Origin of the sequence: Aquibium sp. A9E412, assembly GCF_030398335.1 — a bacterium.
Lineage (GTDB): Bacteria > Pseudomonadota > Alphaproteobacteria > Rhizobiales > Rhizobiaceae > A9E412.
In genome coordinates, this window is the sequence record NZ_JAOAOP010000038.1 from 12356 (window position 1) to 36335 (window position 23980).

General features: G+C 72.7%; 25 protein-coding genes and 1 pseudogene. 10 read left to right on the forward strand and 16 right to left on the reverse strand.

All coding sequences use genetic code 11. From position 1 onward, the window contains the following. Nucleotides 1-5 precede the first annotated feature (5 nt). On the forward strand, nucleotides 6-428 hold the full coding sequence (locus N1F89_RS13620) for a hypothetical protein (protein WP_290084712.1): 423 nt from the start codon (nucleotides 6-8) through the stop codon (nucleotides 426-428). Next, complete coding sequence (locus N1F89_RS13625; protein ID WP_290084713.1) at nucleotides 425-943, forward strand: hypothetical protein; 519 nt, start codon at nucleotides 425-427, stop codon at nucleotides 941-943. The genes N1F89_RS13620 and N1F89_RS13625 overlap by 4 nt, the downstream gene beginning before the upstream one ends. A gap of 111 nt (nucleotides 944-1054) precedes the next feature. Here the strand turns inward: N1F89_RS13625 and N1F89_RS13630 are convergent, their stop codons facing one another. Next, entirely contained in the window at nucleotides 1055-2227 is a 1173-nt protein-coding gene (locus N1F89_RS13630) for an acyl-CoA dehydrogenase family protein (protein ID WP_290084714.1), read from the reverse strand. A 231-nt stretch (nucleotides 2228-2458) separates the two neighbouring features. On the opposite strand from N1F89_RS13630, the gene N1F89_RS13635 reads away from it, so the two are divergent. After that, nucleotides 2459-2740: an SCP2 sterol-binding domain-containing protein gene (locus tag N1F89_RS13635; protein WP_290084715.1), complete on the forward strand. Its 282-nt coding sequence runs from the start codon at nucleotides 2459-2461 to the stop codon at nucleotides 2738-2740. Nucleotides 2741-2810: 70 nt separating this feature from the next. On the opposite strand, the gene N1F89_RS13640 is transcribed toward N1F89_RS13635, so the two are convergent. Further along, nucleotides 2811-3509: an N-acetyltransferase gene (locus N1F89_RS13640; protein ID WP_290084717.1), complete on the reverse strand. Its 699-nt coding sequence runs from the start codon at nucleotides 3507-3509 to the stop codon at nucleotides 2811-2813. Between the two features lie 111 nt (nucleotides 3510-3620). Continuing rightward, nucleotides 3621-4754, reverse strand: a complete 1134-nt coding sequence (gene odc2 / locus N1F89_RS13645; protein ID WP_290084718.1) for an ornithine/lysine decarboxylase — start codon at nucleotides 4752-4754, stop codon at nucleotides 3621-3623. Between the two features lie 550 nt (nucleotides 4755-5304). On the opposite strand from odc2, the gene N1F89_RS13650 reads away from it, so the two are divergent. The 4 genes from N1F89_RS13650 to N1F89_RS13665 all read left to right on the forward strand — a co-directional run bounded on the left by N1F89_RS13650 (nucleotide 5305) and on the right by N1F89_RS13665 (nucleotide 9203). Beyond that, a complete protein-coding gene (locus tag N1F89_RS13650; protein ID WP_290084719.1) occupies nucleotides 5305-6495 on the forward strand; it encodes an amidase in 1191 nt (396 codons plus the stop codon). A gap of 1 nt (nucleotide 6496) precedes the next feature. Then, a complete protein-coding gene (locus N1F89_RS13655; RefSeq protein ID WP_290084720.1) occupies nucleotides 6497-7396 on the forward strand; it encodes a LysR family transcriptional regulator in 900 nt (299 codons plus the stop codon). Nucleotides 7397-7470: 74 nt separating this feature from the next. After that, nucleotides 7471-8139: a DUF1007 family protein gene (locus tag N1F89_RS13660; RefSeq protein WP_290084721.1), complete on the forward strand. Its 669-nt coding sequence runs from the start codon at nucleotides 7471-7473 to the stop codon at nucleotides 8137-8139. A 2-nt stretch (nucleotides 8140-8141) separates the two neighbouring features. Beyond that, nucleotides 8142-9203 (forward strand): nickel/cobalt transporter, encoded by a 1062-nt coding sequence (locus N1F89_RS13665; RefSeq protein ID WP_290084722.1) that lies wholly within the window; start codon nucleotides 8142-8144, stop codon nucleotides 9201-9203. A gap of 24 nt (nucleotides 9204-9227) precedes the next feature. Here the strand turns inward: N1F89_RS13665 and N1F89_RS13670 are convergent, their stop codons facing one another. The 3 genes from N1F89_RS13670 to N1F89_RS13680 form a co-directional block, all read right to left on the reverse strand. Then, nucleotides 9228-9434 (reverse strand): hypothetical protein, encoded by a 207-nt coding sequence (locus tag N1F89_RS13670; RefSeq protein WP_290084723.1) that lies wholly within the window; start codon nucleotides 9432-9434, stop codon nucleotides 9228-9230. Beyond that, nucleotides 9431-10189: an SDR family oxidoreductase gene (locus N1F89_RS13675; protein WP_290084724.1), complete on the reverse strand. Its 759-nt coding sequence runs from the start codon at nucleotides 10187-10189 to the stop codon at nucleotides 9431-9433. The genes N1F89_RS13670 and N1F89_RS13675 overlap by 4 nt, the downstream gene beginning before the upstream one ends. A 157-nt stretch (nucleotides 10190-10346) precedes the next feature. Continuing rightward, nucleotides 10347-11030 carry a GNAT family protein gene (locus tag N1F89_RS13680; RefSeq protein WP_290084725.1) on the reverse strand — a complete coding sequence of 228 codons (684 nt, stop codon included), beginning with the start codon at nucleotides 11028-11030 and terminating at the stop codon, nucleotides 10347-10349. Between the two features lie 77 nt (nucleotides 11031-11107). On the opposite strand from N1F89_RS13680, the gene N1F89_RS13685 reads away from it, so the two are divergent. Further along, complete coding sequence (locus N1F89_RS13685; RefSeq protein ID WP_290084738.1) at nucleotides 11108-12277, forward strand: pyridoxal phosphate-dependent aminotransferase; 1170 nt, start codon at nucleotides 11108-11110, stop codon at nucleotides 12275-12277. 12 nt (nucleotides 12278-12289) lie between these two features. Here the strand turns inward: N1F89_RS13685 and N1F89_RS13690 are convergent, their stop codons facing one another. The 9 genes from N1F89_RS13690 to N1F89_RS13730 all read right to left on the reverse strand — a co-directional run bounded on the left by N1F89_RS13690 (nucleotide 12290) and on the right by N1F89_RS13730 (nucleotide 21425). Beyond that, the gene (locus N1F89_RS13690) at nucleotides 12290-13045 is read right to left on the reverse strand and encodes an SDR family oxidoreductase (RefSeq protein ID WP_290084726.1); all 756 of its coding nucleotides are present in this window, start codon (nucleotides 13043-13045) and stop codon (nucleotides 12290-12292) included. Between the two features lie 225 nt (nucleotides 13046-13270). Next, complete coding sequence (locus N1F89_RS13695) at nucleotides 13271-14890, reverse strand: TRAP transporter large permease (RefSeq protein ID WP_290084727.1); 1620 nt, start codon at nucleotides 14888-14890, stop codon at nucleotides 13271-13273. 6 nt (nucleotides 14891-14896) lie between these two features. Continuing rightward, nucleotides 14897-15592 (reverse strand): TRAP transporter small permease, encoded by a 696-nt coding sequence (locus N1F89_RS13700; protein WP_290084728.1) that lies wholly within the window; start codon nucleotides 15590-15592, stop codon nucleotides 14897-14899. Between the two features lie 189 nt (nucleotides 15593-15781). Further along, entirely contained in the window at nucleotides 15782-16777 is a 996-nt protein-coding gene (locus N1F89_RS13705) for a DctP family TRAP transporter solute-binding subunit (protein WP_290084729.1), read from the reverse strand. A gap of 192 nt (nucleotides 16778-16969) precedes the next feature. Next, complete coding sequence (modC, locus tag N1F89_RS13710; protein WP_290084730.1) at nucleotides 16970-18067, reverse strand: molybdenum ABC transporter ATP-binding protein; 1098 nt, start codon at nucleotides 18065-18067, stop codon at nucleotides 16970-16972. Beyond that, nucleotides 18064-18747 (reverse strand): molybdate ABC transporter permease subunit, encoded by a 684-nt coding sequence (modB, locus tag N1F89_RS13715; protein ID WP_290084731.1) that lies wholly within the window; start codon nucleotides 18745-18747, stop codon nucleotides 18064-18066. Before modB ends, modC begins: the two co-directional genes overlap by 4 nt. Before the next feature lie 10 nt (nucleotides 18748-18757). Next, on the reverse strand, nucleotides 18758-19510 hold the full coding sequence (gene modA, locus N1F89_RS13720; protein ID WP_290084732.1) for a molybdate ABC transporter substrate-binding protein: 753 nt from the start codon (nucleotides 19508-19510) through the stop codon (nucleotides 18758-18760). A gap of 214 nt (nucleotides 19511-19724) precedes the next feature. After that, entirely contained in the window at nucleotides 19725-20423 is a 699-nt protein-coding gene (locus tag N1F89_RS13725) for a tellurite resistance TerB family protein (RefSeq protein ID WP_290084734.1), read from the reverse strand. An 81-nt stretch (nucleotides 20424-20504) separates the two neighbouring features. Beyond that, on the reverse strand, nucleotides 20505-21425 hold the full coding sequence (locus N1F89_RS13730) for a rhodanese-related sulfurtransferase (protein WP_290084735.1): 921 nt from the start codon (nucleotides 21423-21425) through the stop codon (nucleotides 20505-20507). Nucleotides 21426-21605: 180 nt separating this feature from the next. On the opposite strand from N1F89_RS13730, the gene N1F89_RS13735 reads away from it, so the two are divergent. Next, nucleotides 21606-22511 carry an N-acetylmuramidase domain-containing protein gene (locus N1F89_RS13735; protein WP_290084736.1) on the forward strand — a complete coding sequence of 302 codons (906 nt, stop codon included), beginning with the start codon at nucleotides 21606-21608 and terminating at the stop codon, nucleotides 22509-22511. A 116-nt stretch (nucleotides 22512-22627) separates the two neighbouring features. Beyond that, the gene (locus tag N1F89_RS13740) at nucleotides 22628-23266 is read left to right on the forward strand and encodes a 2-dehydro-3-deoxy-phosphogluconate aldolase (RefSeq protein WP_290084737.1); all 639 of its coding nucleotides are present in this window, start codon (nucleotides 22628-22630) and stop codon (nucleotides 23264-23266) included. Between the two features lie 39 nt (nucleotides 23267-23305). Here the strand turns inward: N1F89_RS13740 and N1F89_RS13745 are convergent. Further along, nucleotides 23306-23980, reverse strand: a pseudogene (locus tag N1F89_RS13745) (hypothetical protein); the annotation flags it as partial.

Below are 23980 nucleotides of genomic sequence, written 5' to 3' on the forward strand. Positions count from 1 at the left end.
GCGCCATGTACGACCCCTCCATCCTGACCGACACCCGGCCCGAGGGTCCCGCGCCGCGCTCCGGCGGCGGCGCCGGCTCCGGCAGCCTGATGGCGATCGTCGCCCGCATCGAGGAGGCGATCGACGCGGAGACCGCCGCGATCCGCTCCGATCCCGGCTTCGACGTCCAGGCCTCCAACGCGCGCAAGAGCCGCTGCCTCTACGAGCTCAACCGCGCCATCAAGGGCGCCGGCACCGGCGCGCTGTCGGACGAGCACCGCGCCGCGGTCGAGCGCCTGCGCGACAAGCTCGCCGTCAACGCCGCCGCGCTGCAGGCGCATCTGTCGGCGGTCGGCGAGGTGGCCGGGATCCTGCAGGGCGCCATCGCCCATTCCGAGGCCGACGGCACCTATTCGGCCGGCGCCTTCGGCAGCGGCCGCGCCGCATGATCAAGTTCGTCGTCGCCGCGGTCTGGATCAGCCTGGCGACGCTCGGCGCGGTGTTCTACGCCTTCCAGGCGACCCAGGCGCGCCAGTCGGCCGACCCGCCGCCGCCGCTGTTCGGCGGGCTCGACTACATGCGCACCAGGATCGTCTCGGTGCCGGTGGTCGGCGAGGGCCGCGTGCAGGGCTACTTCCTCGTCCGTCTCGCCTATGCGGTGCAGCCGGGCAAGCTCGCCAAGCTGGCGCTGCCGCCCGACATGCTGATGGTCGACGAGTTGCACACCTATCTCTACGGCAATCCGCAGACCGACTGGGCCAATGTCGAGACGATCGACATCGAGGGCTTCAAGGCCGGCATCCGCGACGCGATCAACGCGCGCGTCGGCGACGAGCTGGTGCACGAGGTGCTGATCGAGCAGATCGACTTCCTGTCCAAGGAGGAGATCCGCGACAACACGCTGCGCCGCCGTCTCGCCCCGCCGGAGAACGAGGAGCAGGCGGCCGCGCCGGCCGCCCACTGAGCCGGCGCCGCGACCGCGTTGCCAGGCGAAGCGGAAACCGGTCCGCCGTTCGCAAACGCGTGAAAACAATGCGTTGGAGCCGATCTGCGATTCCGTGAAACGCAGAACGGCTTAGCTGGCCGGGCGCTTGCGGTTGGAGGTGCCGGGCAGCGTGCCCTCCAGCTTGGCGATGATGCCCAGCATCACCTCGTCGGCCCCCGCGCCGATCGACACCAGCCGCGTGTCGCGGTAGGCGCGGCTGACGGGGTTGTCGTAGGCATAGCCGAGGCCACCCCAGTACTGCAGGCACGAATCGGTGATCTCGCGGCCGAGCCGGCCGGTCTTGAGCTTGGCCATCGAGGCGAGCCGGGTGACGTCGCGGCCCGCGACATACTGCTCGATGGCGCTCCAGGTCAGCGCGCGCAGCGCCTCGACCTCGGTGCGCAGCTCGGCCAGCCGGAAGTGCACCACCTGGTTGTCGAGCACCGGCTTGCCGAAGGCGTGGCGCCCGGCGGTGTAGTCGATGGTCAGGTCGATCAGCCGGTCGAAGCCCTTCAGCGCGCTCGCCGCCGCATAAAGCCGCTCCTCCTGGAACTGCAGCATCTGCATGGTGAAGCCCATGCCCTCCTGGCCGATCACGTTGGCCTTCGGCACGCGCACCTCGTCGAAGAAGAGCTGCGCGGTGTCCGAGGCGTTCATGCCGATCTTGCGGATCTTCTGGCGCGTGATGCCGTCGGCGTCCATCGGCACGGCGATCAGCGACTTGTTCTTGTGCGGCGGCCCGTCCGAGGTGTTGGCGAGCAGGCAGCACCAGTCGGCCTTCATGCCGTTGGTGATCCACATCTTGGTGCCGGAGATCACGTAGTCGCCGCCGTCCGGGCGCGCCGTCGTGCGCACGGCCGCCACGTCGGAGCCGCCGCCCGGCTCCGACACGCCGAGGCAGGCGACGACGTCGCCGGCGATCGACGGCTTCAGGAAGTTGCGCTTCAGCTCGGCGGAGCCGAAGCGGTTGAGCGCCGGCGTCGCCATGTCGGTGTGCACGCCGATCGCCATCGGCACGCCGCCGCAGGCGACCAGGCCGAGCTCCTCGGCCATCACCATGGAATAGGAGAAGTCGAGACCGAGCCCGCCATAGTCGGGATCGTACTTGATGCCGAGCAGGCCGAGACCGCCCAGCGTCTTGAACAGCGCGTGCGAGGGAAACTCCTCCGCCTCCTCCCACGCGTCGACATGCGGGTTGATCTCCGTCTCGACCACCTTCGCCACGGTGCGGCGCAGGTTCTCGTGCTCGGCGGTGAACTGCATGGAGCCTCCTCCCGGTCCGGCCGCGCCGGCCCGGCGTCGCGGCGCCGCATGGCGGGCGGGGCGGCCTGCGGCGCTGCCGCGGACAGGCCCCGGACGCTAGATCACGTTGACGTAAACGTCAATCGGTTGCTATGGGCTTGACCGCCGCTTCGTGCCAACAATGGCGCCGCCGCAGGCCGGACGGCAGCAGAGTTTCGACGGGCCCCGCGCCGCAACGAGGAGAAGACTGCCATGACCATGAACGAGATCGCCGACAAGATGCGCGAGCGGGTCGCCGATTCCGGCTTCGACCGCTCGGTCAAGTTCGACTGCGGCGAAGACGGCGTGATCGTGATGGACGGCACCACGGTGACCACCGAGGACGCGCCGGCCGACTGCACGATCGCGCTGTCGAAGGACGATCTGGAGGCGATGATGGCCGGCGACCTCAACCCGACCTCCGCCTTCATGCAGGGCAAGCTCAAGGTCGACGGCGACATGTCGGTCGCCATGCAGCTCAGCCAGGTCATCTGACCGGCCCGCCCGAGCCCGCCGATCCGGCGCCCGGCGGCCGCCATGCCGCCGGGCGTCGTCGTTTCCGTGGTCAGGCGGCGAGCGCCGCGACCGCCGGCCAAGCCGAAGCGCGCTCGCGCCGGCCGGCCGGCTGCAGCACGCCGGCCGCGCCGTCGAGCGCGCCCGGCACCAGCTCGAGCGCCAGGAAGCGCGCCCGCTCGAAGGGACCGGGCATGGCGAGCGCCGCCGTCGGTGCCGCGGTGAAGCCGAAGCGGGCATAGTAGCCGGCATCGCCGACGAGCAGGATCGCGCCGTGGCCGCGCCGGCCGGCCTCGGCGACGGCGCGGCGCATCAGCGCCGAGCCCACGCCGCCGCCCTTGAGCGCCGGGTCGACGGCGAGCGGGCCGAGCAGGAGCGCCGGCGGACCGCCCGCCCCCGCCGTCACGTCCCACAGCCGCACGGTGCCGAGGAGGCGGCCGTCGGCGTCCTTCGCGGCAAAGGCGAGGCCCTCCGCCGGACGGCGGCCGCGCCTGAGCTTCTCCGACGCCTTGCGCTTGCGCGTTGGCCCCATGGCGCGGTCGAGCAGCGCCTCGCGGGCCGCGACGTCGGACGCCTGCTCGACGGAAATGACGAGGGCGACGGCGTCCACCTCACCCCGCGAGGGGGAGGAGGCCGCGACGCGACGGCAGGGGGATGCCGTCGCGACCGCCGGTCCGCCCACCTCTGCCCTGCCGTCGAAGATCGGCAGGTCGGGCGCGGCGCCGCGCGTGTCGAACGAATTGAAGTCCATGTCCGCGATCCTTCACAGGCGGAGAAAAGTCCACGAGCGAACCCGGCGCCGGCGCGCGAGAACCGGCGGCGGGGATGACCTGGCGGCGGCCGGCGCAAGGCCGGCGAGCCGTCAGATCACGTAAGATCGCAGCGGCTCGAAGCCGTTGAAGGCGACCGAGGCATAGGTCGTCGTGTAGGCGCCGGTGCCCTCGATCAGCACCTCGTCGCCGATGGTCAGCGACAGCGGCAGCGGATAGGGCGTCTTCTCGTAGAGCACGTCCGCCGAATCGCAGGTCGGGCCGGCCAGCACGCAGGGCGCCGCCTCGTCGCCGTCGCGCGGCGTGACGATCGGATAGCGGATCGCCTCGTCCATCGTCTCGGCCAGGCCGCCGAACTTGCCGATGTCGAGATAGACCCAGCGCACGTTGTCGTTGTCGGCCTTCTTCGAGATCAGCACGACCTCCGACTTGATGACGCCGGCATTGCCGACCATGCCGCGGCCGGGCTCGATGATCGTCTCCGGCAGCCGGTTGCCGAAGTGCCGCGACAGCGCCTCGAAGATCGCCTGGCCGTAGGCCTGCGCGGCCGGCACGTCCTTCAGGTAGCGGGTCGGGAAGCCGCCGCCCATGTTGACCATCTTCAGCACGATGCCCTCGTCGGCGAGCGTCGCGAACACCGTCTTGGCGTCGCCCAGCGCCTTGTCCCAGGCCGACAGGTCGGTCTGCTGCGAGCCGACGTGGAACGACACGCCGTAGGCGTCGAGGCCCTGCGCGGCGGCGTGGCGCAGCACGTCGACGGCCATCGCCGGCACGCAGCCGAACTTGCGGCTGAGCGGCCACTCGGCGCCCTCGCCGTCGGTCAGCACGCGGCAGAAGACGCGGCTGCCGGGCGCCACGCGGGCGATCTTGTCGACCTCCTCCGGGCAGTCGACGGCGAACAGCCGGATGCCGAGGTCGTAGGCGCGGGCGATGTCGCGCTCCTTCTTGATCGTGTTGCCGTAGGAGATGCGGCCGGGCGTCGCGCCGGCCTCCAGCGCCATCTCGATCTCGGCCACGGACGCCGTGTCGAAGGACGAGCCGAGCGAGGCGAGCAGGCGCAGGATCTCCGGCGCCGGGTTGGCCTTCACGGCATAGAAGATGCGGCTGTCGGGCAGCGCCTTCTCGAAGGCGCGGAAATTGTCGCGCACCACGTCGAGGTCGACGACCAGGCAGGGGCCGTCGGGGCGGCGGGTGGCGAGGAAATCCATGATGCGCTGCGTTGCCATCGGGGTCACTCCATCGGCGGCGCGGGCCGCCTTCATCAAGCGCGCGACGTGCCGGCCTCGCCGGTCCCCGCCGCGGGTGGACAAAGGGCGCAGGACGGCGTCGCACGGGACCGGCCGGTGGAGGACACCGGAGCCATGCACGCGTCATGCGCGGCGATGAGAGCCCGCCCTACAGGGCGACCTGCTCGCTTTGTCTGCCTCAGCTTTGGATGGGATGACCCGCTCCGCACTGCCGGCAATGAAGGTGTGCCTCTTCAGTAACCCCGGTCTTTGGACAACCGGCAGACACCAGAAAGGCCCGCACCGTCGTTGCTTCAAGGCGTCCTCGATCATGCGGTTGGCCGCGAGACCGACTGGAGCGGTTAGGTCCAGGTACCTTACCGGTTGCCTCGCCATATTCGAGGACCGGCGGACGCCCACAGGCACGTGCGACTTGGGGCAAGCGGCGATATAGTCGGCCGCCCCGTCACAATCAACGGAAAATCCGGGCCGGCTTGAAAAAATTTCCGCGTCGCACAATGTGGGCCAAACCGCACGCACCGGAGCCGAGATGACGCTTGCCACCCGCGATCCGCTGAACGCCTTCCTCGCCTATCCCGACGTCCCGGTGCCGCACGCCGAGACCGGCCCGCTCGCCGGGCACGGCCTGGCCGTCAAGGACATCTTCGACGTCGCCGGCTACCGCACCGGCGGCGGCAATCCCGACAAGCTCGCCGAAAGCCCGATCGCCCGCCGCACCGCGCCGGCCGTCGCCGCGCTGCTCGATGCCGGCGCCCGCTTCGTCGGCAAGACGCAGACCGAGGAGCTCACCTATTCGATGATCGGCCTCAACGCCCACTTTCCCGCGCCGGTCAATCCGCGCGCGGTGGAGCGGGTGACCGGTGGCTCGTCGTCGGGCTCGGCCGCGGCGGTCGCCGGCGGCCTGACCGACATCGCGGTCGGCTCCGACACCAACGGCTCGATCCGCGCGCCGGCCTCCTTCTGCGGCCTGATCGGCCTGCGCACCACGCATGGCCGCATCTCGCTCGAGGGCGCCATGCCGCTGTCGCCGGCCTTCGACACCTTCGGCTGGTTCGCCCGCGACGGCGCGCTCTACGAGGCGGTCGGCGCCGTGCTTCTGGGCGACGACACGCACGCCGCCGCGCTGACGCGGCCGGTGCGCGTGGCCGCGTTCGAGGCGCTGCTGTTCGGCGAGGACGAGCGCACCGCCTATGCGGCGATGGCCGCGCGCGTGGCCGACAGCTTCGCCGCGGCCCCCGCCACCGTCGCGCTGCCCGACGAGACCGAGGCGCTGTTCGACGCCTTCAAGGTGATGCAGGCCTACGAGGCCTGGCAGGTGCACGGGCCGTTCCTGGAAGCCGCCGACCGCAGGCTCGGCCCCGGCATCCGGCAGCGTTTCGACTACGCCCGCTCGGTGACGCGGGCGGATTTCGAGGCGGCGGCCGACCGCCGCCGCCGCTTCCAGACCGCGTTCGCCGGGCGGATGGCGCCCGACACGGTGATCGTCATGCCCTCGCAGCCGTCGGCCGCGCCGCTCAAGAGCTCGACGCAGGACGAGCTCGAGCGCTACCGCAACCGGGCGCTGACGCTGACCGCGATCGCCGGCCTGCTCGGCTGGCCGCAGATCACCGTGCCGCTCGGCACCGTGCACGGCGCGCCCTTCGGCATCTCGCTGCTCGGACCGGCCGGCAGCGACCGGCAGCTGATCCGCCTCGCCCGGCGCGTGATGGGCGAGGGCTGAGATGGACACGCTGACGCGCATGCGCGCCTTCATCGAGGTGGTCGACGCGGAGGGCTTCTCGGCCGCCGCGCGCAAGATCGGCCGTTCCAAGGCGCTGCTGTCGAAATATGTTCGCGAGCTGGAGGACGAGCTCGGCGCCCTGCTCATCAACCGCACGACGCGCCAGTTCTCGCTGACGGAGGCCGGCCACACCTACTACCGGCGTGCCACCGAGATCGTGCGCGACATCGACAGCCTGGCCGACACGGTGCGCGAATCCTCCGGCGACGTGAAGGGCCGCATCAAGCTGTCGGCGCCGCGCACCTTCGCCGACGCGCCGATCGGCCAGTCGCTGATCGACTTCGCCCGGGCGCATCCCGACATCGTGCTCGACATCATGCTGGACGACCGCTTCGTCGATCTGGTCGAGGAGGGCTTCGACCTGGCGATCCGCATCACGCGGCTGGAGGATTCCTCGCTGATCGCGCGCCGCCTGGCGCCGTTCTCGCTGATGCTGTGCGCCGCGCCCGAGGCGGTCGCCCGCCATGGCGAGCCGAAGAGCCCGCGCGACCTGGCCGGCCTGCCCTGCATCATCGACACCAACGGCCGCTGGCTGGCCAACTGGCCGTTCGTCGGGCCCGAGGGCCAGACGGTGACGGTCGCCGTGTCCGGGCCGATCGAGGTCAACAGCCCGCTGGTTGCCCGTGCCGCGGCGGTGGCCGGGCTCGGCTTCGCCATCCTGCCCGACTTCATCGCCCAGCCGGAGATCGATGCCGGCCGTCTGGTGCCACTGCTCGACGGCCATCTGCGCGACGGCGCCGGCATCTTCGCGGTCTATCCGCACCGCCGCTACCTGCCGGCCAAGATCCGCGTCTTCGTCGACTTCCTGGCGCAGTGGTTCCGCAACAACGGCACGGTGTGAATGCGGCGGCAGTCCCATTTTTGCCGGGATTTGCGGCAACAAGGGTGCCGGTCGAGACGAGGGGACACGACATCATGCCAGCCTCCCGCCGAAACCGCGTCGCGCCGGTCGCCGCACTCGTCGCCGCGCTCGCCGCGCCGGCGACCGCCCTCGCCCATCCGCACGTCTTCGCCGAGGCGCGGCTCGACGTCGCCGTCGCGGCCGACGGCACGGTCGAGGCGCTGCGCCATCTGTGGCGCTTCGACGACCTGTTCTCGAGCACGGTGCTGGTCGAGTTCGACCGCAACGGCGATCTCGAGCTCGACACCGGCGAGCTCGAGCTGGTCGCCGAGATCGTCCACGAATCGCTCGCCGAGTTCGACTACTTCCAGCTCGTCACGCGCAACGGCCGGGACGTCGACATGCAGGCGCCGGACCGGCTGATCGCCGACTTCGCCGACAATCAGCTCATCATCCTGTTCGAATCCGCGCCGGCCGAGACGCTGCCGCTGTCGGGCACCATCGCCTTCGGCGTCTACGACCCCACCTTCTACACCGCGATAGACTTCGTCGAGGACGACTACATGGCGGTCGAGAACATGCCGTCGTCCTGCGCACGCAGCGTCGTGCGGCCCGATCCCGACGAGGCGATCGCGCAGAACCAGGACACGCTGACGGAAGCCTTCTTCAACGAGCCCGGCGGCAACGACATGAGCAGGATCTTCGCCACCCGGCTGGAGATCGACTGCCCGGCGGCGGGCTGACCATGGCCCGCTTGCTGCGCCCCGCCCTCCTGCTCGCCACCCTGGCGCTGTCGGCCGGCGCGGCCGCCGCGCAGAGCTCGCTCGGCATCGGCGCGGCCGAACCGGCGATCCAGCCCGGCGGGCCGCTCGCCGGGCTGCTCGCCTGGGTCAACGCGCAGCAGCAGGATTTCTACCGCGCGCTGACCGGCGCGCTCAAGGCGATGCGCGACGGCGAGGGCGCGGTGTGGCCGCTGGTCGCGCTGTCCTTCGCCTATGGCGTGTTCCACGCCGCCGGGCCCGGCCACGGCAAGGCGGTGATCTCGTCCTACATGCTGGCCAACGAGGTGGCGCTGCGCCGCGGCATCGTGCTGTCGGTCGTCTCGGCCATGCTGCAGGCGGTGACGGCGATCCTCGTCATGGCGGCGGTGTTCCTCGCCCTGCGCGGCACGGCGATCTCGGCCACCGACGCGACGCGCTTTCTGGAGACGGCGAGCTTCGCGCTGGTCGCCGCCTTCGGCGGCTGGCTGCTGTGGCGCAAGCTCGGCGCCGCCGTTCGGCCGGCGATGCCGCTGCGCAGCCTGTCGGCCGCCCATGCCGGCGCCGTGCCCGCCGCCGGCCGGCACGACCATCACCAACACCACGACGACCGTCACCATGCCCATGACGGGCACCACGGTCATCCCCATCACGATCACGCGCCCGGCGCGGCCTGCGCGAGCTGCGGCCACGCCCATGCGCCCGACCCGGCGCGGCTTGCCGGCGACCGGCTCGACTGGCGCACCGCCTGGTCGGCGGTCGCCGCCGTCGGCCTGCGGCCGTGCTCGGGCGCGCTAATCGTGCTGACCTTCGCCTTCCTCAACGGGCTGTGGGCCGGCGGCATCGCCTCGGTGTTCGCCATGGCGGCCGGCACGGCGATCACCGTCGCCGTGCTGGCGAGCCTGGCCGTGACGGCGAAGAACTGGGCGGTGGCGGTGGCCGGCGGCGGCACGCTCGGCCGCCGCATCCACGCCGGCATCGAGATCGCCGGCGCGCTGTTCATCCTGCTGCTCGGCCTGACGCTGCTCGCCGCAAGCCTGGCGGCCTGAGGCGGCGGCGCCGCGCCCGCGCCGCTATTCCGAATCGCGCCGTTTCTGCACCCGGCTGCGCAGCCAGAAGACGCCGAAGAAGGCGGCCACGAACAGCACGGCGATCGCGCCGGCGGCGACCGGCGAGGCATCGCCGACGGCCAGCATGACCTGCGGCATCACGAAGGCGGCCAGCCCGAAGCCGACGAGGATGACGGCGGCCGCGACGGCCGCCCGGCGCTGCGGGTTCACAGCGTCCACCCGCCGTCGACCGGGATCGCCGTGCCCGTGGTGAAGGCGGATTCGTCGGCGGCCAGGTAGAGCGCCAGCGCGGCGATCTCGGCGGCCTCGCCGACGCGGCCCATCGGCTGGCGCGCCACGAACATCTCCATCGCCTTGTCGGCCCCGCCGACCGAGCGGCCGAGCTCCTCGACGCGCGCCTCCCAGGAGGGCGAGCGCACGGTGCCGGGGCAGATCGCGTTGCAGCGAATGCCCTGCCGGATGAAGTCGACGGCGACGGATTTGGTGAGGCCGATCACCGCGGCCTTGGTGGCGCCGTAGGCGTAGCGGTTGGGCGCGCCCTTCAGCGACGAGGCGCCCGACGACAGGTTGACGATCGAGCCGGAGCCGCCGGTTTCCTCCGCACGGGCCAGCATGCCGGGCAGGAAGGCGCGGATCATGCGGTGCATCGACTTGACGTTGAGGTCGAAGGAGAAGTCCCAGTCGGCCTCCGAGCAGTCGAGCACGGTGCCGTGATGCACGTAGCCGGCCACGTTGACCAGAATGTCGATGGGCCCGACCTTGGCGGCGTAGGCCTCGACCGCGCGCGTCGAGCACACGTCGAGCTTGGCCTTCTTCGCCCGCTTCAGGTCGGCGAGCTTCGCCCGGTCGAGGTCGCTGGCGTGCACGGTCGCGCCCTCGGCGACGAACGCCTCGGCGATCGCCCGGCCGATCCCCTGCCCCGCGGCCGTCACCACCGCGACCTTGCCTTTCAGCCTGCCTGCCATGTCGTCCCCTTCCTGGCTGGTGCCCCGCGCCGCGCGGCGCGTGCGCGGCCGCCGGCGCCCCGGTTGCATGGCCGATCGCGCCGCGCCTTGCAAGCCCGCGCCGCGCCGCGCGGGCCTGGGGCGTGGCGGCGCCGCGCGCCGCAGCCACGCGGCAGGATCAGCCGGATCGCTCGCGCAGCGCCTCCAGCCGCCGCTTCTGGCTGCCGTCGGCGGCGAAGTTGTCCGGCGCGAGCCACGCCTCGAAGGCGGCCCGCAGCGCCGGCCAGTCGCCGTCGAGCATGGCGTACCAGGCGGTGTCGCGGTTGAGCCCCTTGACCACCATGTGCTGGCGGAAGACCCCCTCGAGGGCGAAGCCGAAGCGCATCGCCGCGCGCCGCGACGGGTCGTTCTCGGCGTTGCACTTCCACTCGAAGCGGCGATAGCCGAGGTCGTCGAAGACGTGCCGGGCGAACAGGTAGACGGCCTCCGTCGCCGCCGGCCGGCGGGCGACCAGCGGGCTCCAGTAGATGTTGCCGATCTCGGCCACGCCGTTCGCCGCGTCGATGCGCATGAAGGCCTGGCGGCCGGCGATGCGGCCGCTCGCCCGCTCGACGACGGCGAAGAACAGCGGGTCCTCGCTCGTCTCGGCCCGCGCGAGCCAGGGCGCGAAGGCGGCGCGGTCCTTTGGCGCGGTCTCGGCCAGGTAGCGGAAGCGCGCCGCCGCCTGCGCTCCGCTCGAGGCGTCGAACAGGCCGTCGCCGTGGCGGGCGGCCGACAGCGGCTCGAGCCGCACGAAGCGCCCCTCGTGCACGACGCGCTGCGGCCGCGGCCGCGGCGTCCAGTCCGGCACCGGCTCCGCCATGGCACCCTCCGTTTGACAGGTCCGCGCGAGCCTTCCAAAAACGACGACACCCGCAAAGGACCAGCAGGATGACCCCGATGCTCCACACCGTCGCCGCCTTCGACCGCATCGGCGAGGAAAACGCCTTCGCCGTGCTCGCGCGCGCCACCGAGCTGGCGCATCAGGGCCGCGACATCGTCAATCTGGGCATCGGCCAGCCCGACTTCCACACGCCGGAGCACGTGGTCGAGGCGGCGGTCAAGGCGCTGCGCGACGGCCATCACGGCTACACGCCGGCCAACGGCCTGCTCGCCTGCCGCGAGGCGGTGGTGCGCCGCATGCTGGCGACCACCGGCGTCGAGCCGTCGCCCGAGCGCGTAATGATCATGCCGGGCGGCAAGCCCACCATGTTCGCCGCGATCGTGATGTTCGGCGAGCCGGGCGGCGAGATCCTCTATCCCGATCCGGGCTTTCCCATCTACCGCTCGATGATCGAGTTCACCGGGGCGACGCCGGTGCCGGTGCCGATCCGCGAGGAGAACGGCTTCGCCTTTTCCGCCGAGGAGGCGCTGTCGCTGATCACGCCGGAGACGCGGCTCGTCATCCTCAACTCGCCGGCCAACCCGACCGGCGGCGTGACGCCGCCCGGCGAGATCGAGGCGCTGGTGCGCGGCCTCGAGGCGCATCCGCACGTCGCGGTGCTGTCGGACGAGATCTACGACACGATGACCTATGACGGTGAGCGCCACCTCTCGCTGCTCACCTTCCCCGAGATCCGCGACCGGCTGATCCTGCTCAACGGCTGGTCGAAGACCTGGGCGATGACCGGCTGGCGGCTCGGCTGGTCGGTCTGGCCCGACGGGCTCTACGACAAGGTGCGCAAGCTGGCCGTCAACTGCTGGTCCTGCGTCAACGCGGCGGCCCAGCACGCCGGCATCGCCGCCATCGACGGGCCGCAGGACGCGGTGGAGGCGATGATGCGCGCCTTCGACGCGCGCCGCCGCCTCGTGGTCGAAGGGCTCAACGACCTGCCGGGCGTGCGCTGCACGACGCCGAAGGGCGCCTTCTACGCCTTCCCGAACATCGAGGAGACCGGCTGGAAGGCCAAGCCGCTCGCCGCCCGGCTGCTCGAGGAGGCCGGCGTGGCGCTGATCGGCGGGCCGGACTTCGGCGTGCTCGGCGAGGGCTATGTGCGGCTGTCCTACGCCAACTCGGAAGAGAACATCCTGCGCGGCATCGAGCGCATCGGCGCCTTCCTCGCCCGCTGAGCGGCCGCGCCCTCAGCCGCGCCCGACATAGGGCATGGCGGTCGCCATCACGGTCATGAACAGCACGTTCGCCTCCGGCGGCAGCGAGGCCATGTGCAGCACCGCGCGCGCGGCGTGCCCGGCGTCCATCACCGGCTCCGGCCGCACCGAGCCGTCCGCCTGCGGCACGCCGTCGGGCATGCGCTCGGTCATCGCGCTCGCCGCGTTGCCGATGTCGATCTGGCCGCAGGCGATGCCGTACGGCCGCCCGTCGAGCGCCAGCGAGCGCGTCAGCCCGGTGATCGCGTGCTTGGTCACCGTATAGGGCGCCGACAGCGGCCGCGGCGCATAGGCGGCGATCGAGCCGTTGTTGACGATGCGCCCGCCCTGCGGCGTCTGGGCGCGCATCTGCCGGAAGGCGGCGCGCGCGCACAGGAAGGCGCCGTCGACGTTGGTCGCCAGCACGCGCCGCCAGTCGTCGAGCGAAAGCGCGTCGATCGGCACCGCCGGCGCGCTGGTGCCGGCATTGTTGAACAGCAGGTCGAGCCGGCCGAAGGCCGCGACGGCGGCCGCGAACAGGGCGTCCACCTCCTCGGCCCGGGTGACGTCGCAGACGACGGCGCGCGTCGCCCCGGGCGCGCCGGCGGCTTGCGCCGCGACGGCCTCCAGCGTCTCGCGCCGGCGCCCGGCCAGCACCGTGTTCCAGCCGGCCTGCGCCAGCGCCAGCGCGGTGGCGCGGCCGATGCCGCTGCCGGCCCCCGTCACGATCGCCGTCTTCGCCCGGTCCATCCGCGCCTCCCTGAGCCGTTTGCGGCATCTGTGCAGGCCCGTGCGAGCGCCGCAAGGGGCGGTGCGCGGGTGCGCCACGAAAAAAGGGCGGCCCGCTCGTCAGACCGCCCCTGGAGAATGGCGACCTGGCCCGGGAGGAGGAAGGCCGGTCTGCCGGGTCCAACAATGGGACAGCTTGATGAACAAAAGGTTAACGCGGCCGATCGGCGAGAACGCCGCGCCGCCTCAGCGCGTGACGATCTCCGGTCCCATCAGGCTGTAGGGCAGCCAGGTCGACAGCACCGGCGCGTAGGTGACCAGCACGAGGAAGGCGAACAGCACCGCGACGAAGGGCAGCGCGGCGCGCACCACCTGCAAAAGGCTCATGCCGGTGATGCCCGAGGTGACGAACAGGTTGAGCCCGATCGGCGGCGTGATCATGCCGATCTCCATGTTGACCACCATGATGATGCCGAGATGGATCGGGTCGACGCCGAGCTCCATGGCGATCGGGAAGACGACCGGCGCGACGATCAGCAGCAGGCCCGACGGCTCCATGAACTGGCCGCCGATCAACAGCAGGATGTTGACCGCGATCAGGAAGGTGAACCAGGTGAAGCCGGCGTCGACCATGATCTCGGTGATCGCCTGCGGAATGCGCTCCGAGGTCAGCACATGGGCGAACAGCAGCGCGTTGACGATGATGAACATCAGCATCACCGTGGTGCGCGAGGCGTCGACCAGCACCCTGCGCGTCTCGGCATGGAAGCAGGCGGCCAGGCTGTTGCGCCCCATCAGCGCCAGGTTGCGCCACCAGATCGGCAGTCCGGCGATCACGTAGCCGGGGATGTTGAAGGGGTTCGACTCGCGGTCGCGCCACACCGCGTAGGCGACCATCAGGGCGAGCGCCAGCACGCCGCCGGACAGCGCCCGCGCGCCGAGCGTCGCGCCCTCCCATTCGGCGGTGACGAAGAAGCTGAGGATCATCCACACGAAGAAGAAGGCGACGGCGTAGACGGTCGCCGAGAAGCCGACGCGGGCGCGCTTGCCGTCGCTCTCGCGGATCCAGCGCTCGTCCTTCATCGGCCCCATGTCGCGGTAGACGAACAGCGCCACGGCGAAGGCGTAGACGGCGGCCACGGCGGCCGCCTCGGTCGGCGTGAAGACGCCGCCATAGATGCCGCCCAGGATGATGACGATCAGGAACAGCCCCCAGCCGGCCTCCTTGCCGCCCTCGAGGATCTCGTGAAAGCCCTTCCACTCCTCCGCCGGCAGGTTGCGCAGCCGCGCCATCACGTAGATGGCGACCATCAGCATCAGCCCGGCGACCAGCCCCGGCACCACGCCGGCCAGGAACATGCGGCCGACCGACACGTCGGTCGCCGCGGCGTAGACGACCATGACGATCGACGGCGGGATGAGGATGCCGAGCGTGCCGGCATTGGCCACCACGCCGGCGGCGAACTCCTTGGTGTAGCCGACCTGGCGCATGCCGGCGATGGCGATGGTGCCGATCGCCACCACGGTGGCCGGCGAGGAACCCGACAGCGCGGCGAACATCATGCAGGCGAGCACCGAGGCCATCGCCAGCCCGCCGCGGAAATGGCCGACCGTGGCGATGGCGAAGCGGATGATGCGGCGCGCCACGCCGCCGGTCGACATGAAGGCCGAGGCGAGGATGAAGAAGGGAATGGCGAGCAGCGTGTAGTTCTGCGAGGCGGTGAACAGCTGCAGCGCCACCGAGGAGATCGAGTCGGTGGAGAAGAAGGCGATGATGATGAGCGAGGACAGCCCGAGCGACACCGCCACCGGCACGCCGAGGAAGAGCAGGCCCAGCACCAGCACGAACAGGATGGCCGATTCCATCGCCGGTCAGTCCCTCAGCACGTCGCGGTTCTCGGCCACCAGGTCCTCCGCCTCGTGGCCGGCGATGATCAGCTCGCGGCGGCCGCGGGCGATGGCCACCAGCCCCTCGAGCGCGCGGAAGGCGAGCAGCGCCAGGCCGATCGGCAGCATCAGATAGGCGACCCAGCGCTGCACCCGGTCCTGCAGGCCGAACGCCTCCTGCATCCACAGCGGATAGCGCAGGTCGTCGAGCCCGGTGCCGCGCTCGAACATGAAGGTCCAGTAGCCGATCGCCCCGGTCTGCCGCCAGTTGGTCGAGACGTCGGCGCCGACCAGCGTCAGCCAGCCGGCATGCAGCAGGATGAAGGCGTAGAGGAAGGTGCACAGCGCCGCGAACAGCGCCGCGAGGCGAAACAGCGGCGCGGGAAACAGCCGCACCACCGCGTCGACCCCCAGATGGACGCCCTGCTTCACGCCGTAGCCCATGCCGAACAGGATCATCCAGGCGAACAGGATGCGGGTCAGCTCGAGCGCGCCGCCCCAGCCGGAGTTGAAGCCGTAGCGCGCCACCACCTGGGTGAAGGAGACCAGCGTGATGGCGGCCAAAAGCACCGCCAGCACGCTCTCTTCAAGCCGCGCCACCGCCTGCGGCCGGCGCCGCTCGGCCGCGAAAAGCCCCGCCACCAGCGCGACGAGCGCCAGCGATGGCCACAACAGCGTCATCAAGCCCTCCCCCTTGGGCGCCGGCGGCCTTGTGCCGGCCGCTCGGCGATGGCTGGAGCATGGCGCGGCCGGGCGGACTGGCCCGGCGTCGCGTCCATGCGGCACGTCGATCGCGGCGGCGCGTCCTGCGCCCCGGCGGTGCGGTCCGGCGGGGCGCCGTCAGCCGCGGCCCGGCAACACGGTCCGGCGTTATGACCCGCTGGCGGCGGCCGCGTCGATCAGGTCCTTGCCGATGTCGGATTCGAACTGCTCCCACACCGGCTTCATCGTGCTCACCCAGGCGTTGCGCTGCTCGGGCGTGAGCTCGCGAATGGTGCCGCCGGCGTCGACGATGTTCTGCCGGCAGGCCGCCTCCTTGTTCGCCACGTCGGCGTTGCCGGCCCGCGTCACCTCGTCGACGATCGCGACGAACTGGTCGCGCACCTCAGGCTCGAGCCCTTCCAGCCACTCCGTCGAGGTGACGAGCAGATAGGCGAGCGCCTGGTGGTTGGTCTGGGTGATGCCGTCCTGCACCTCGAAGAACTTCTGGGTGTAGATGTTGCACCAGGTGTTCTCCTGGCCGTCGACGACGCCGGTCTGCAGCGCGCCGTAGACCTCCTTGAAGGCGAGCTTCTGCGCCGAGGCGTCCATCGCCTCGATCATCGCCACCGCCACGTCGGACGTCTGGACGCGGAACTTCAGCCCCGAGGCGTCGTCGGGCACCAGCAGCGGCTTGTTGGCCGAGAACTGCTTGAGGCCGGACATCCAGTAGCCGAGACCGGTGTAGCCCTCGTCCTCCATCACCGTGAGGAGCTGCTTGCCGGTGTCGGAGGTGATGAAGCCGTCGACCGCCTCCAGGCTGGCGAACAGGAAGGGCAGGTCGAACAGCCGGTATTTCAGCGTATAGGCCTCGAACTTCGACAGCGACGGCGCGGCGAGCTGCACGTCGCCGAGCACCAGCGCCTCCATCACCTTGTCGTCGTCGTAGAGCGTCGAGTTGGGGAACACCTCCATGCAGGCCGTTCCGTCCATCTCCGCGTTGACGCGCTCGGCCAGCATCTGTGCCGCCTCGCCCTTGGGATGGCCCTTCTCGGCCACCACATGGCTGAACTTGATGACCATCTCGCCGTCGTCGCACTGCGCTTGCGCGCTGCCTGCCATGGCCGCGAGCGCCACGGCCGAAAGAGCACCGACCAGAAGTTTCATGATGCGTTTCCTCCACACGTTCAAAGGGTTGTCCGCCCCGTCACCGCGGCTCGCCGGCGGCTCCCCGCATCGCGGGGCACCGGTTCGTGCCGGATGGCCTGGCGGCACGGTGTCTGCGCACCGTTTGCCGCCGGCCCGGCTACACTAGCTGAGTGTGCGAATTCGGCAACGCGATCCAGCGAGTCTTTAGTATCAATCCGCGTCGCGGCCGGCGCCCGGCGGCGCGATCGACACCGCCTTGACCAGCGCCACCACCGGGCGGCCCGGCGCCAGGCCGAGCTCGTCGACCGATTTGCGCGTCAGCCGGGCGAGCAGCCGCTGCCGGCCGAGCGCCAGCGAGACCAGCGCGTGCGGGCCGGGCCCGCCGGCGATCTCGATGACCCGGCAGGCGAGCTGGTTGCGGATCGACAGGCCGGACTGGCGTTCGAGCGCCAGCGCCACGTCGCCGGCGCGCACCCGCAGCCGCACGCTGCGGCCCGGCGCGAGGCCGGCGGCCGGGATCTCGATCGCCCCGCCGCTCAGCGCCACCCGCGCCATGCCGTAGGCCGCGTCGACCGTCTCGACGATGCCGGCGACCAGCGCGCCCGCCTCCGCCTCGCCGGCCGGGCCGCTGACGTCGACACGCGCGAACAGCTCGGCGGCCGGCCCGGCGGCGACCACCCGGCCGGCCTGCAGCAGCACCACCGTGTCGGCCAGCCGGGCGACCTCGTCGGTCTCGTGGCTGACATAGACGATGGGGATGCGCGCCTGGTCGCGCACCGCCTCCAGATAGGGCAGGATGTCGCTGCGCCGCGCCCGGTCGAGCGAGGACAGCGGCTCGTCCATCAGCAGCAGCGCCGGGTCGGCGAGCAGCGCCCGGCCGAGCGCGACGCGCTGGCGCTCGCCGCCCGACAGCGTCGCCGGACGGCGCTCGAGCAGCGCGCCGAGGCCGAGCAGCGCCACCACCTCGGCGAGCGGCCGCCCGCCGCCGCGCCGCCCCGCCCAGCGAGCATAGGTCAGGTTGCGGCGCACCGACATGTGCGGGAACAGCCGCCCGTCCTGGAAGACGAAGCCGATGCCGCGCCGGTGCGGCGCCAGGTCGATGCCGCGCGCCGAATCGTAGAGCACCCGGCCGCCCGCCGCGATGCGGCCGGCGCGCGGCGCGAGCGTGCCGGCGATCATGCGCAGCACGGTCGACTTGCCCGCCCCCGACGGGCCGAACAGCGCCGTGACCCCGGCGTCGGCCGAAAACGCCACCTCGACGGCAAAGCCGCCGGCGCCGCCGGCCAGCGCGACCTCGAGCCCGCTCACCGCGCCCCCCGCGCGCCGAGCCGGGCGGCGATCCACTCCGAGGCGAGCACGGCGCCGAGCGCCAGCACCACCGAGGCGAGGATGAGGCGCAGCGCCGCCGCGTCGCCGGTCGGGCTCTGCAAGAGCGCGTAGATGGCGAGCGACAGCGTCTGCGTCTCGCCGGGAATGTTGGAGACGAAGGTGATGGTGGCGCCGAACTCGCCCAGTGCCTTGGCGAAGCCGAGCACCGCGCCGGCGATCACGCCGGGTAGCGCCAGCGGCAGGGTGACGGTGAGAAAGGCGACCGGCGGCCGGGCGCCGAGCGTGCCGGCGGCCTCCTCCAGGCCGCGGTCGATCGCCTCCAGCGACAGCCGGATCGGCCGCACCAGGAGCGGGAAGGCCATCACGCCGGCGGCCAGCGCAGCACCCGTCCAGCGGAAGGCGACGGTGAGCCCGAAAAGCGCCTCCAGCGCCCGGCCGAGCGGCCCCTGCGCGCCGAACAGCACGAGCAGCCCGTAGCCGGTGACCACAGGCGGCAGCACCAATGGCATGTTGACCAGCGCCTGGACGAGCGCGCGACCGGGAAAGCGGCGCCGCGCCAGGAGCCAGGCGACGGCGAAGGCGAGCGGCAGGGCGACGCCGATCGCCGCCAGCGCCACCTTCGCCGACAGGCCGATGATGGCCCACTCCGCCGCCCCCATGGCGCCCGCCTCAGCGCGGCGCCGGCGCGAAGCCGAGCGCGGCGAAGATCGCCTGCCCCTCGGCACCGGCCAGGAATTCGAGAAAGCCCGCCGCGGCCGGCTTGGCGCCGGCCGTCAGCGCCGCCGGATAGGCGATCGCGGGATGGCTGCCCTCGGCAAAGGTGTAGACGGCGACGAGGCCCGGCGCGGCCGCCCGGTCCGAGCCGTAGACGATGCCGGCCGCCACCTCGCCGCGGCGCACATAGTCGAGCGCCACGCGCACGTTCTCCGTGAACACCGCGTTGCCGCGCACCGCCTCCCACAGGCCGAGGCTTTCCAGCGCGGCGCGGCCGTACCGGCCGGCCGGCACGTGCGAGGGGTCGCCCATGGCGAAGCGGCCGCCGCCGAGCAGGCCGGCCGGGTCGTCCTGCGGCGCACTGCCCGGCGGCGCGGCGACCACCAGCGTGTTGCCGGCGATCGTGAGCCGGCTGCCGGGCAGCAGAGCGTCCGCAGCCTCGAGCCAATCCATCCAGTCGACATTGGCTGAAATGTAGAGATCGGCCGGCGCGCCGGCGGCGATCTGCTTGGCAAGCACCGAGCTCGCCGCGAAGGACACCACCACGTCGACCGACGCCATGCGTTCGTAGGCGACCGCCGCGCGGTCGATCGCGTCCTTCATGCTGGCGGCGGCGAACACGGTCACCGTGTCGGCCGCGGCCGCCGGGCGCAGCGCCGCGCCGGCAAGCAGCAAAACGGCAAAGAGTGCCGGAAAACGTCGTCGCATCACATCTCCTTCGCGCCGCGTCCCGGCCCGCAGCCGGCCTGCGGCGTCGATCCGCGTTGACCGATGTGATGGTGGGCCGGCGGCGGTCCGCGCCCCGGATGCCGCCCGTCCCTTTCGCGCAGAGGCGGCCATCGCCTGCCGCCCGTGCCCGCGGCCGACCGGCCGCCGGGCAGCGCGAGACTAGCCGCGGCGACGCGCCCCTGGCAAGCGCGGCTCAGCCCTTGGCGGCCGAGACCGTCGCCTCGACGTGGTCGATCAGCGGATCGGGCAGCTTGAGCCGGCCGGCCAGCATGTCGAGATAGCCGCGCTCGGCCCGCGTGTCGGGCTCGATGGCGAGGCGCGAGGCGGTGTAGAGCTCGACCTTCTGCGCGTCGGTCTGCGCGGCGGCGACCACCTCGTCGAGGTCGATCGGCCGCTCGAGCTCGTTCATCAGGAAGGCCTCGGCCTCCGCGTCGATGCCCGAGACCTTGAGCCGGTCGTGGATGCGGGCGCGCTCGGCCGCGTCGATGTGGCCGTCGGCGCGCGCGGCCGCGATCATCGCGCGCACCAGCGCCAGCGCGAACGCGTCCTGGCCCTGCGGCGCGGTCGCCGGGTTGAAGCTGTCGTTGTCCGGCGGCGGCAGCACGGCGGCCTCGCGCGCGGCCGGCTCGTCCGGCTTCCGGCCGCTCTGATAGTTCTGATAGGCGGTGTAGGCGAGGCCCGCGACGGCGGCCAGCCCGCCGAGCTTGAGCGCCGAGCCGGTCAGCTTGCGGCCGGTGCCGGTGCCCAGCAGCACCGCGGCGATCGCGCCGGTGGCGAGCGGGTTGTCCTTGGCGAGCTGCGTCGCCTGCCCGGCCTTGTCGCGCACCGACGTCCCGGTGCCCGGCACCTTCGATCCCAGGAAATCGTCCAGCAGCTTTTTCGGATCGAACATCGTCACTCCTCGCGGTCGGCCCCGTGCCCGCCAACAGGTAGGAGCCGGCCGCGCCGTTTGCAACGCCGCCGGCGGCCCGCCTCAGCGGCCGATATGCGGCGTGCCGCCGCGCGCGGCGGCACGCTCGACCTGGCGCTGGCGCTCGGCATAGCGCGCCCGGTCGGCGGCGCTGCGCTCGGCGTGGCAGTGCGGGCAGGCGACGCCTGCGCGGTAGAGCGGCGAGGCGCGCTCGGCCGGCGTCAGCGGCCGCCGGCAGGCCCGGCACAGGGCGGCGCGGCCGCGCTCGAGCCCGTGCACCAGCGACACCCGCTCGTCGAACACGAAGCACTCGCCCCGCCACCGGCTACCGTCGGCCGGCACCTGCTCGAGATAGGCGAGGATGCCGCCGGAAAGCTGGAACACCCGCTCGTGGCCCTGCGCCAGAAGCAGCGCCGACGCCTTCTCGCAGCGGATGCCGCCGGTGCAGAACATGGCGATCGGCCGGCCGGCGAGCCGCGCCCGGTTGGCCTCGGCCCAGGCGGGAAAGGCGCGGAAGCTGTCGGTGCCGGGATCGAGCGCGCCGCGAAAGCTGCCGAGCGCCGTCTCGTAGGCGTTGCGCGTGTCGATCAGCACGGTCGCCGGATCGTCGACCAGCGCGTTCCACTCGCCCGGCGCGACGTGGCGTCCGGTGCGCGCGGCCGGGTCGAGACCGGCCACGCCGAGGGTGACGATCTCGCGCTTCAGCCGCACCTTCATGCGGTAGAACGGCATCGCCGCGGCCCGCGACAGCTTGATCTCGGCGCCGGCAAGAGCCGGCTCGGCCTCGACCCGGGCGAGCAGCCGCCCGATCGCCTCCGGCGTGCCGGCGACGGTGCCGTTGACGCCCTCCGGCGCGACGATCAGCGTGCCCTTCAGCGCCAGCGCGTCGGCAAGTGCGGCAAGCCGCGCGCGCAGCGCCGCCGGCTCGGCGATGCGGGCGAAGCGGTAGAGCGCGGCGACGGCGACGGGCGGGGACAGATCCATGGCCCGACGCGTAATGCGCGGTGCTGCGGCTGGCAAGCCGCGGCGCGGCCGGACGCGGGATTGCGGCCTCATAGACGGCACGCCGCCGGCCGGTCCGACCGCCGCGACCGGCGGCGCCGCGTCCCCGCCCGGCCGGGCCGCGCCACAATCGGACCGGTGACAACCGGAGCCCGCCGCCAGATGTTCGCACGAGACACCGCCGCCGCGATCGCCGAGACCGCCGCCGAGATCGGCGTCGAGCCGGCCGCGCTGCTGGCCATCGCCGAAGTGGAGTCGGGCGGCCGCACGAGCGCCCGGGTCGCCGGCCGCGCCGAGCCGCTGATCCGCTTCGAGGGGCACTATTTCGACCGGCGGCTGCCGGCGGCCAAGCGGGCCGCCGCGCGCCAGGCCGGCCTTGCCGCGCCGCGCGCCGGCGCCGTCGCCAACCCGGCCGGCCAGGCGGCGCGCTGGCGGCTGCTCGCCCGCGCGGCGGCGATCGACCGCCAGGCGGCCTACGAATCGGTGTCGTGGGGCATCGGCCAGGTGATGGGCGCCCACTGGAGCTGGCTCGGCTATGCCAGCGTCGAGGCGCTGGTCGCCGAGGCGCGCAGCGGCCCGGCCGGCCAGGTGCGGCTGATGGCGCGCTTCATCGCCAGGGCGGGCCTGGTGCCGGCGATCCGCCGCCGCGACTGGGCCGCCTTCGCACGGCGCTACAACGGCCCGGCCTACCGGAAGAACCGCTACGACAGCCGCCTGGCCGCCGCCTACCGCCGGCACGCGGCCACAGCCGGCGGTGCCGCGCCGGCGCCCGGCGGCGGGGCGGCGCTGCTGCGCCGCGGCGACGCGGGCGCGGCGGTGCGCGCCCTGCAGGTGGCGCTGACCGCGCACGGCCATCCGACGGCGGCCGACGGCGTGTTCGGCCCCCGCACCGAGGCCGCCCTGCGCGGCTTCCAGAAGCAGGCGGGCCTTGCCGTCGACGGCATCGCCGGCCCGCGCACCGCCGCCGCGCTCGCCCGCCCGGCACCGGCCGCCCGGCTCGCCGCGCGCGCCTGGGCCGGGCTGCGGGCGCTTTGCGCCGGGCTCGTGCGCCGGCTCGCCCGGCGCTGAGCCGGGCGGCAAACGCCGCGGCGGCCGGCGCACTTGCATCCGCCCGCCAAAGGGTGTTGAACGCGGGGCCGCCGCCTTCCGCAGGGAAAGCGGCCCCGGTTCGAGGACACACTGCCATGCGCGATCGATCGCAGAAGCTCGTAGCCCTGCTCGACGGCCAGCCGGTCGTGCCGGTGATCACGGTGGAGCGGCTGGCCGATGCCGTGCCGCTCGCCCGCGCGCTCGCCGCCGGCGGCCTGAAGGCGATCGAGGTGACGCTGCGCACGCCCGATGCGCTCGACGCCATCCGCCTGATCGCGGCGGAGGTGCCGCAGGCGGTTGTCGGCGCCGGCACCGTCCTGACCGGCCGCGACTACCACCGCGCGGTGAGCGCCGGCGCCCGCTTCGCCGTCAGCCCCGGCACCACCCAGGACCTGCTCGACGCGGCAGTCGATTCCGACGCGCCCTTCCTGCCCGGCGCAACGACGCCGAGCGAGATCATGGCGGTGCGCGAGGAGGGCTACACGCTGATCAAGTTCTTCCCGGCCGAACTGTCGGGCGGCGCGCCGTTTCTCAGGGCGCTCGCCGCGCCGCTTGCCACCGTGCGCTTCTGCCCGACCGGCGGCGTGTCGCCGGCCAACGTCGCCGACTACCTGGCGCTGCCCAACGTGGCCTGCGTCGGCGGCTCGTGGGTGGCGCCCGACGCGGCGCTTTCGGCCGGCGACTGGGCGCGCGTCGAGACGCTGGCCCGCGAGGCGGCCGCCCTCGGCCGCTGAGCGCGGCCGGCCGCGGCGCGATCGCCGTGCCGAAGGATATCAGTTCCTGCGGGGCTCGAAGCGGGCGAGCGAGAAGAAGCGCACGGCCTGTCCGCTGAAGCGCTGGTAGTCCACCGTCTCGCTGCGCGGCTGGAAGCCGGTCGTGTAGACGGCCTCCGGCAGCCGCACCACCTCGGAATTGAAGGACGGCAGCGTCGTCGAGCGGTCGTTCATGGTCACCGAATCCGCCTTGAGCGCCCAGCGCGCGGCTTCCGCGCGCACCGGCAGCACCTGCGGCGCCGGCGTCGGGCGGCCGTCGGCCGCGCGCGGCTTGCCGGCCTTGGGCGTGGTGCGGATGCCGCCGGAGATGATGGCCGCCGGCTCGAGGTCCTGCCGGTTCGACAGCAGCGCCAGGCGCTGCGAATCGGAGACCGGGCGGCCGGATTTCTGCTCGGGGCGGGTGAACGGGGCTTCCTCGCCGGCCGTCGCGGCGAGCTCGGTCGGCCGCACGCCGGTCAGCGCGGCGACCGCATAGGAGGCGTCGAGCGCGCTCGGCCGGGCCGAGGGCAGCGGCACCTCGGCGGCGGCCGCAGCGGTGGCGCCGGTCGTCTCGTCCGACGCGGTGAGCACGTCGTCGATGGCGGTGGCGGCGGCCGGGCGCGGCGACGGCGCGACCAGCGCGGCGACCTGGGTGCCCGCGGCGGGCGCGGCGGTGTCGCTCTCGGCGGCGGCGAC

Coding starts and splice junctions, on each gene's coding strand:
- N1F89_RS13620 (WP_290084712.1), top strand. CDS start 6: ATGTACGACCCCTCCATCCTGACCGACACCCGGCCCGAGGGTCCCGCG.
- N1F89_RS13625 (WP_290084713.1), top strand. CDS start 425: ATGATCAAGTTCGTCGTCGCCGCGGTCTGGATCAGCCTGGCGACGCTC.
- N1F89_RS13630 (WP_290084714.1), bottom strand. CDS start 2,227: ATGCAGTTCACCGCCGAGCACGAGAACCTGCGCCGCACCGTGGCGAAG.
- N1F89_RS13635 (WP_290084715.1), top strand. CDS start 2,459: ATGACCATGAACGAGATCGCCGACAAGATGCGCGAGCGGGTCGCCGAT.
- N1F89_RS13640 (WP_290084717.1), bottom strand. CDS start 3,509: ATGGACTTCAATTCGTTCGACACGCGCGGCGCCGCGCCCGACCTGCCG.
- odc2 (WP_290084718.1), bottom strand. CDS start 4,754: ATGGCAACGCAGCGCATCATGGATTTCCTCGCCACCCGCCGCCCCGAC.
- N1F89_RS13650 (WP_290084719.1), top strand. CDS start 5,305: ATGACGCTTGCCACCCGCGATCCGCTGAACGCCTTCCTCGCCTATCCC.
- N1F89_RS13655 (WP_290084720.1), top strand. CDS start 6,497: ATGGACACGCTGACGCGCATGCGCGCCTTCATCGAGGTGGTCGACGCG.
- N1F89_RS13660 (WP_290084721.1), top strand. CDS start 7,471: ATGCCAGCCTCCCGCCGAAACCGCGTCGCGCCGGTCGCCGCACTCGTC.
- N1F89_RS13665 (WP_290084722.1), top strand. CDS start 8,142: ATGGCCCGCTTGCTGCGCCCCGCCCTCCTGCTCGCCACCCTGGCGCTG.
- N1F89_RS13675 (WP_290084724.1), bottom strand. CDS start 10,189: ATGGCAGGCAGGCTGAAAGGCAAGGTCGCGGTGGTGACGGCCGCGGGG.
- N1F89_RS13680 (WP_290084725.1), bottom strand. CDS start 11,030: ATGGCGGAGCCGGTGCCGGACTGGACGCCGCGGCCGCGGCCGCAGCGC.
- N1F89_RS13685 (WP_290084738.1), top strand. CDS start 11,108: ATGCTCCACACCGTCGCCGCCTTCGACCGCATCGGCGAGGAAAACGCC.
- N1F89_RS13690 (WP_290084726.1), bottom strand. CDS start 13,045: ATGGACCGGGCGAAGACGGCGATCGTGACGGGGGCCGGCAGCGGCATC.
- N1F89_RS13695 (WP_290084727.1), bottom strand. CDS start 14,890: ATGGAATCGGCCATCCTGTTCGTGCTGGTGCTGGGCCTGCTCTTCCTC.
- N1F89_RS13700 (WP_290084728.1), bottom strand. CDS start 15,592: ATGACGCTGTTGTGGCCATCGCTGGCGCTCGTCGCGCTGGTGGCGGGG.
- N1F89_RS13705 (WP_290084729.1), bottom strand. CDS start 16,777: ATGAAACTTCTGGTCGGTGCTCTTTCGGCCGTGGCGCTCGCGGCCATG.
- modB (WP_290084731.1), bottom strand. CDS start 18,747: ATGGGGGCGGCGGAGTGGGCCATCATCGGCCTGTCGGCGAAGGTGGCG.
- modA (WP_290084732.1), bottom strand. CDS start 19,510: ATGCGACGACGTTTTCCGGCACTCTTTGCCGTTTTGCTGCTTGCCGGC.
- N1F89_RS13725 (WP_290084734.1), bottom strand. CDS start 20,423: ATGTTCGATCCGAAAAAGCTGCTGGACGATTTCCTGGGATCGAAGGTG.
- N1F89_RS13730 (WP_290084735.1), bottom strand. CDS start 21,425: ATGGATCTGTCCCCGCCCGTCGCCGTCGCCGCGCTCTACCGCTTCGCC.
- N1F89_RS13735 (WP_290084736.1), top strand. CDS start 21,606: ATGTTCGCACGAGACACCGCCGCCGCGATCGCCGAGACCGCCGCCGAG.
- N1F89_RS13740 (WP_290084737.1), top strand. CDS start 22,628: ATGCGCGATCGATCGCAGAAGCTCGTAGCCCTGCTCGACGGCCAGCCG.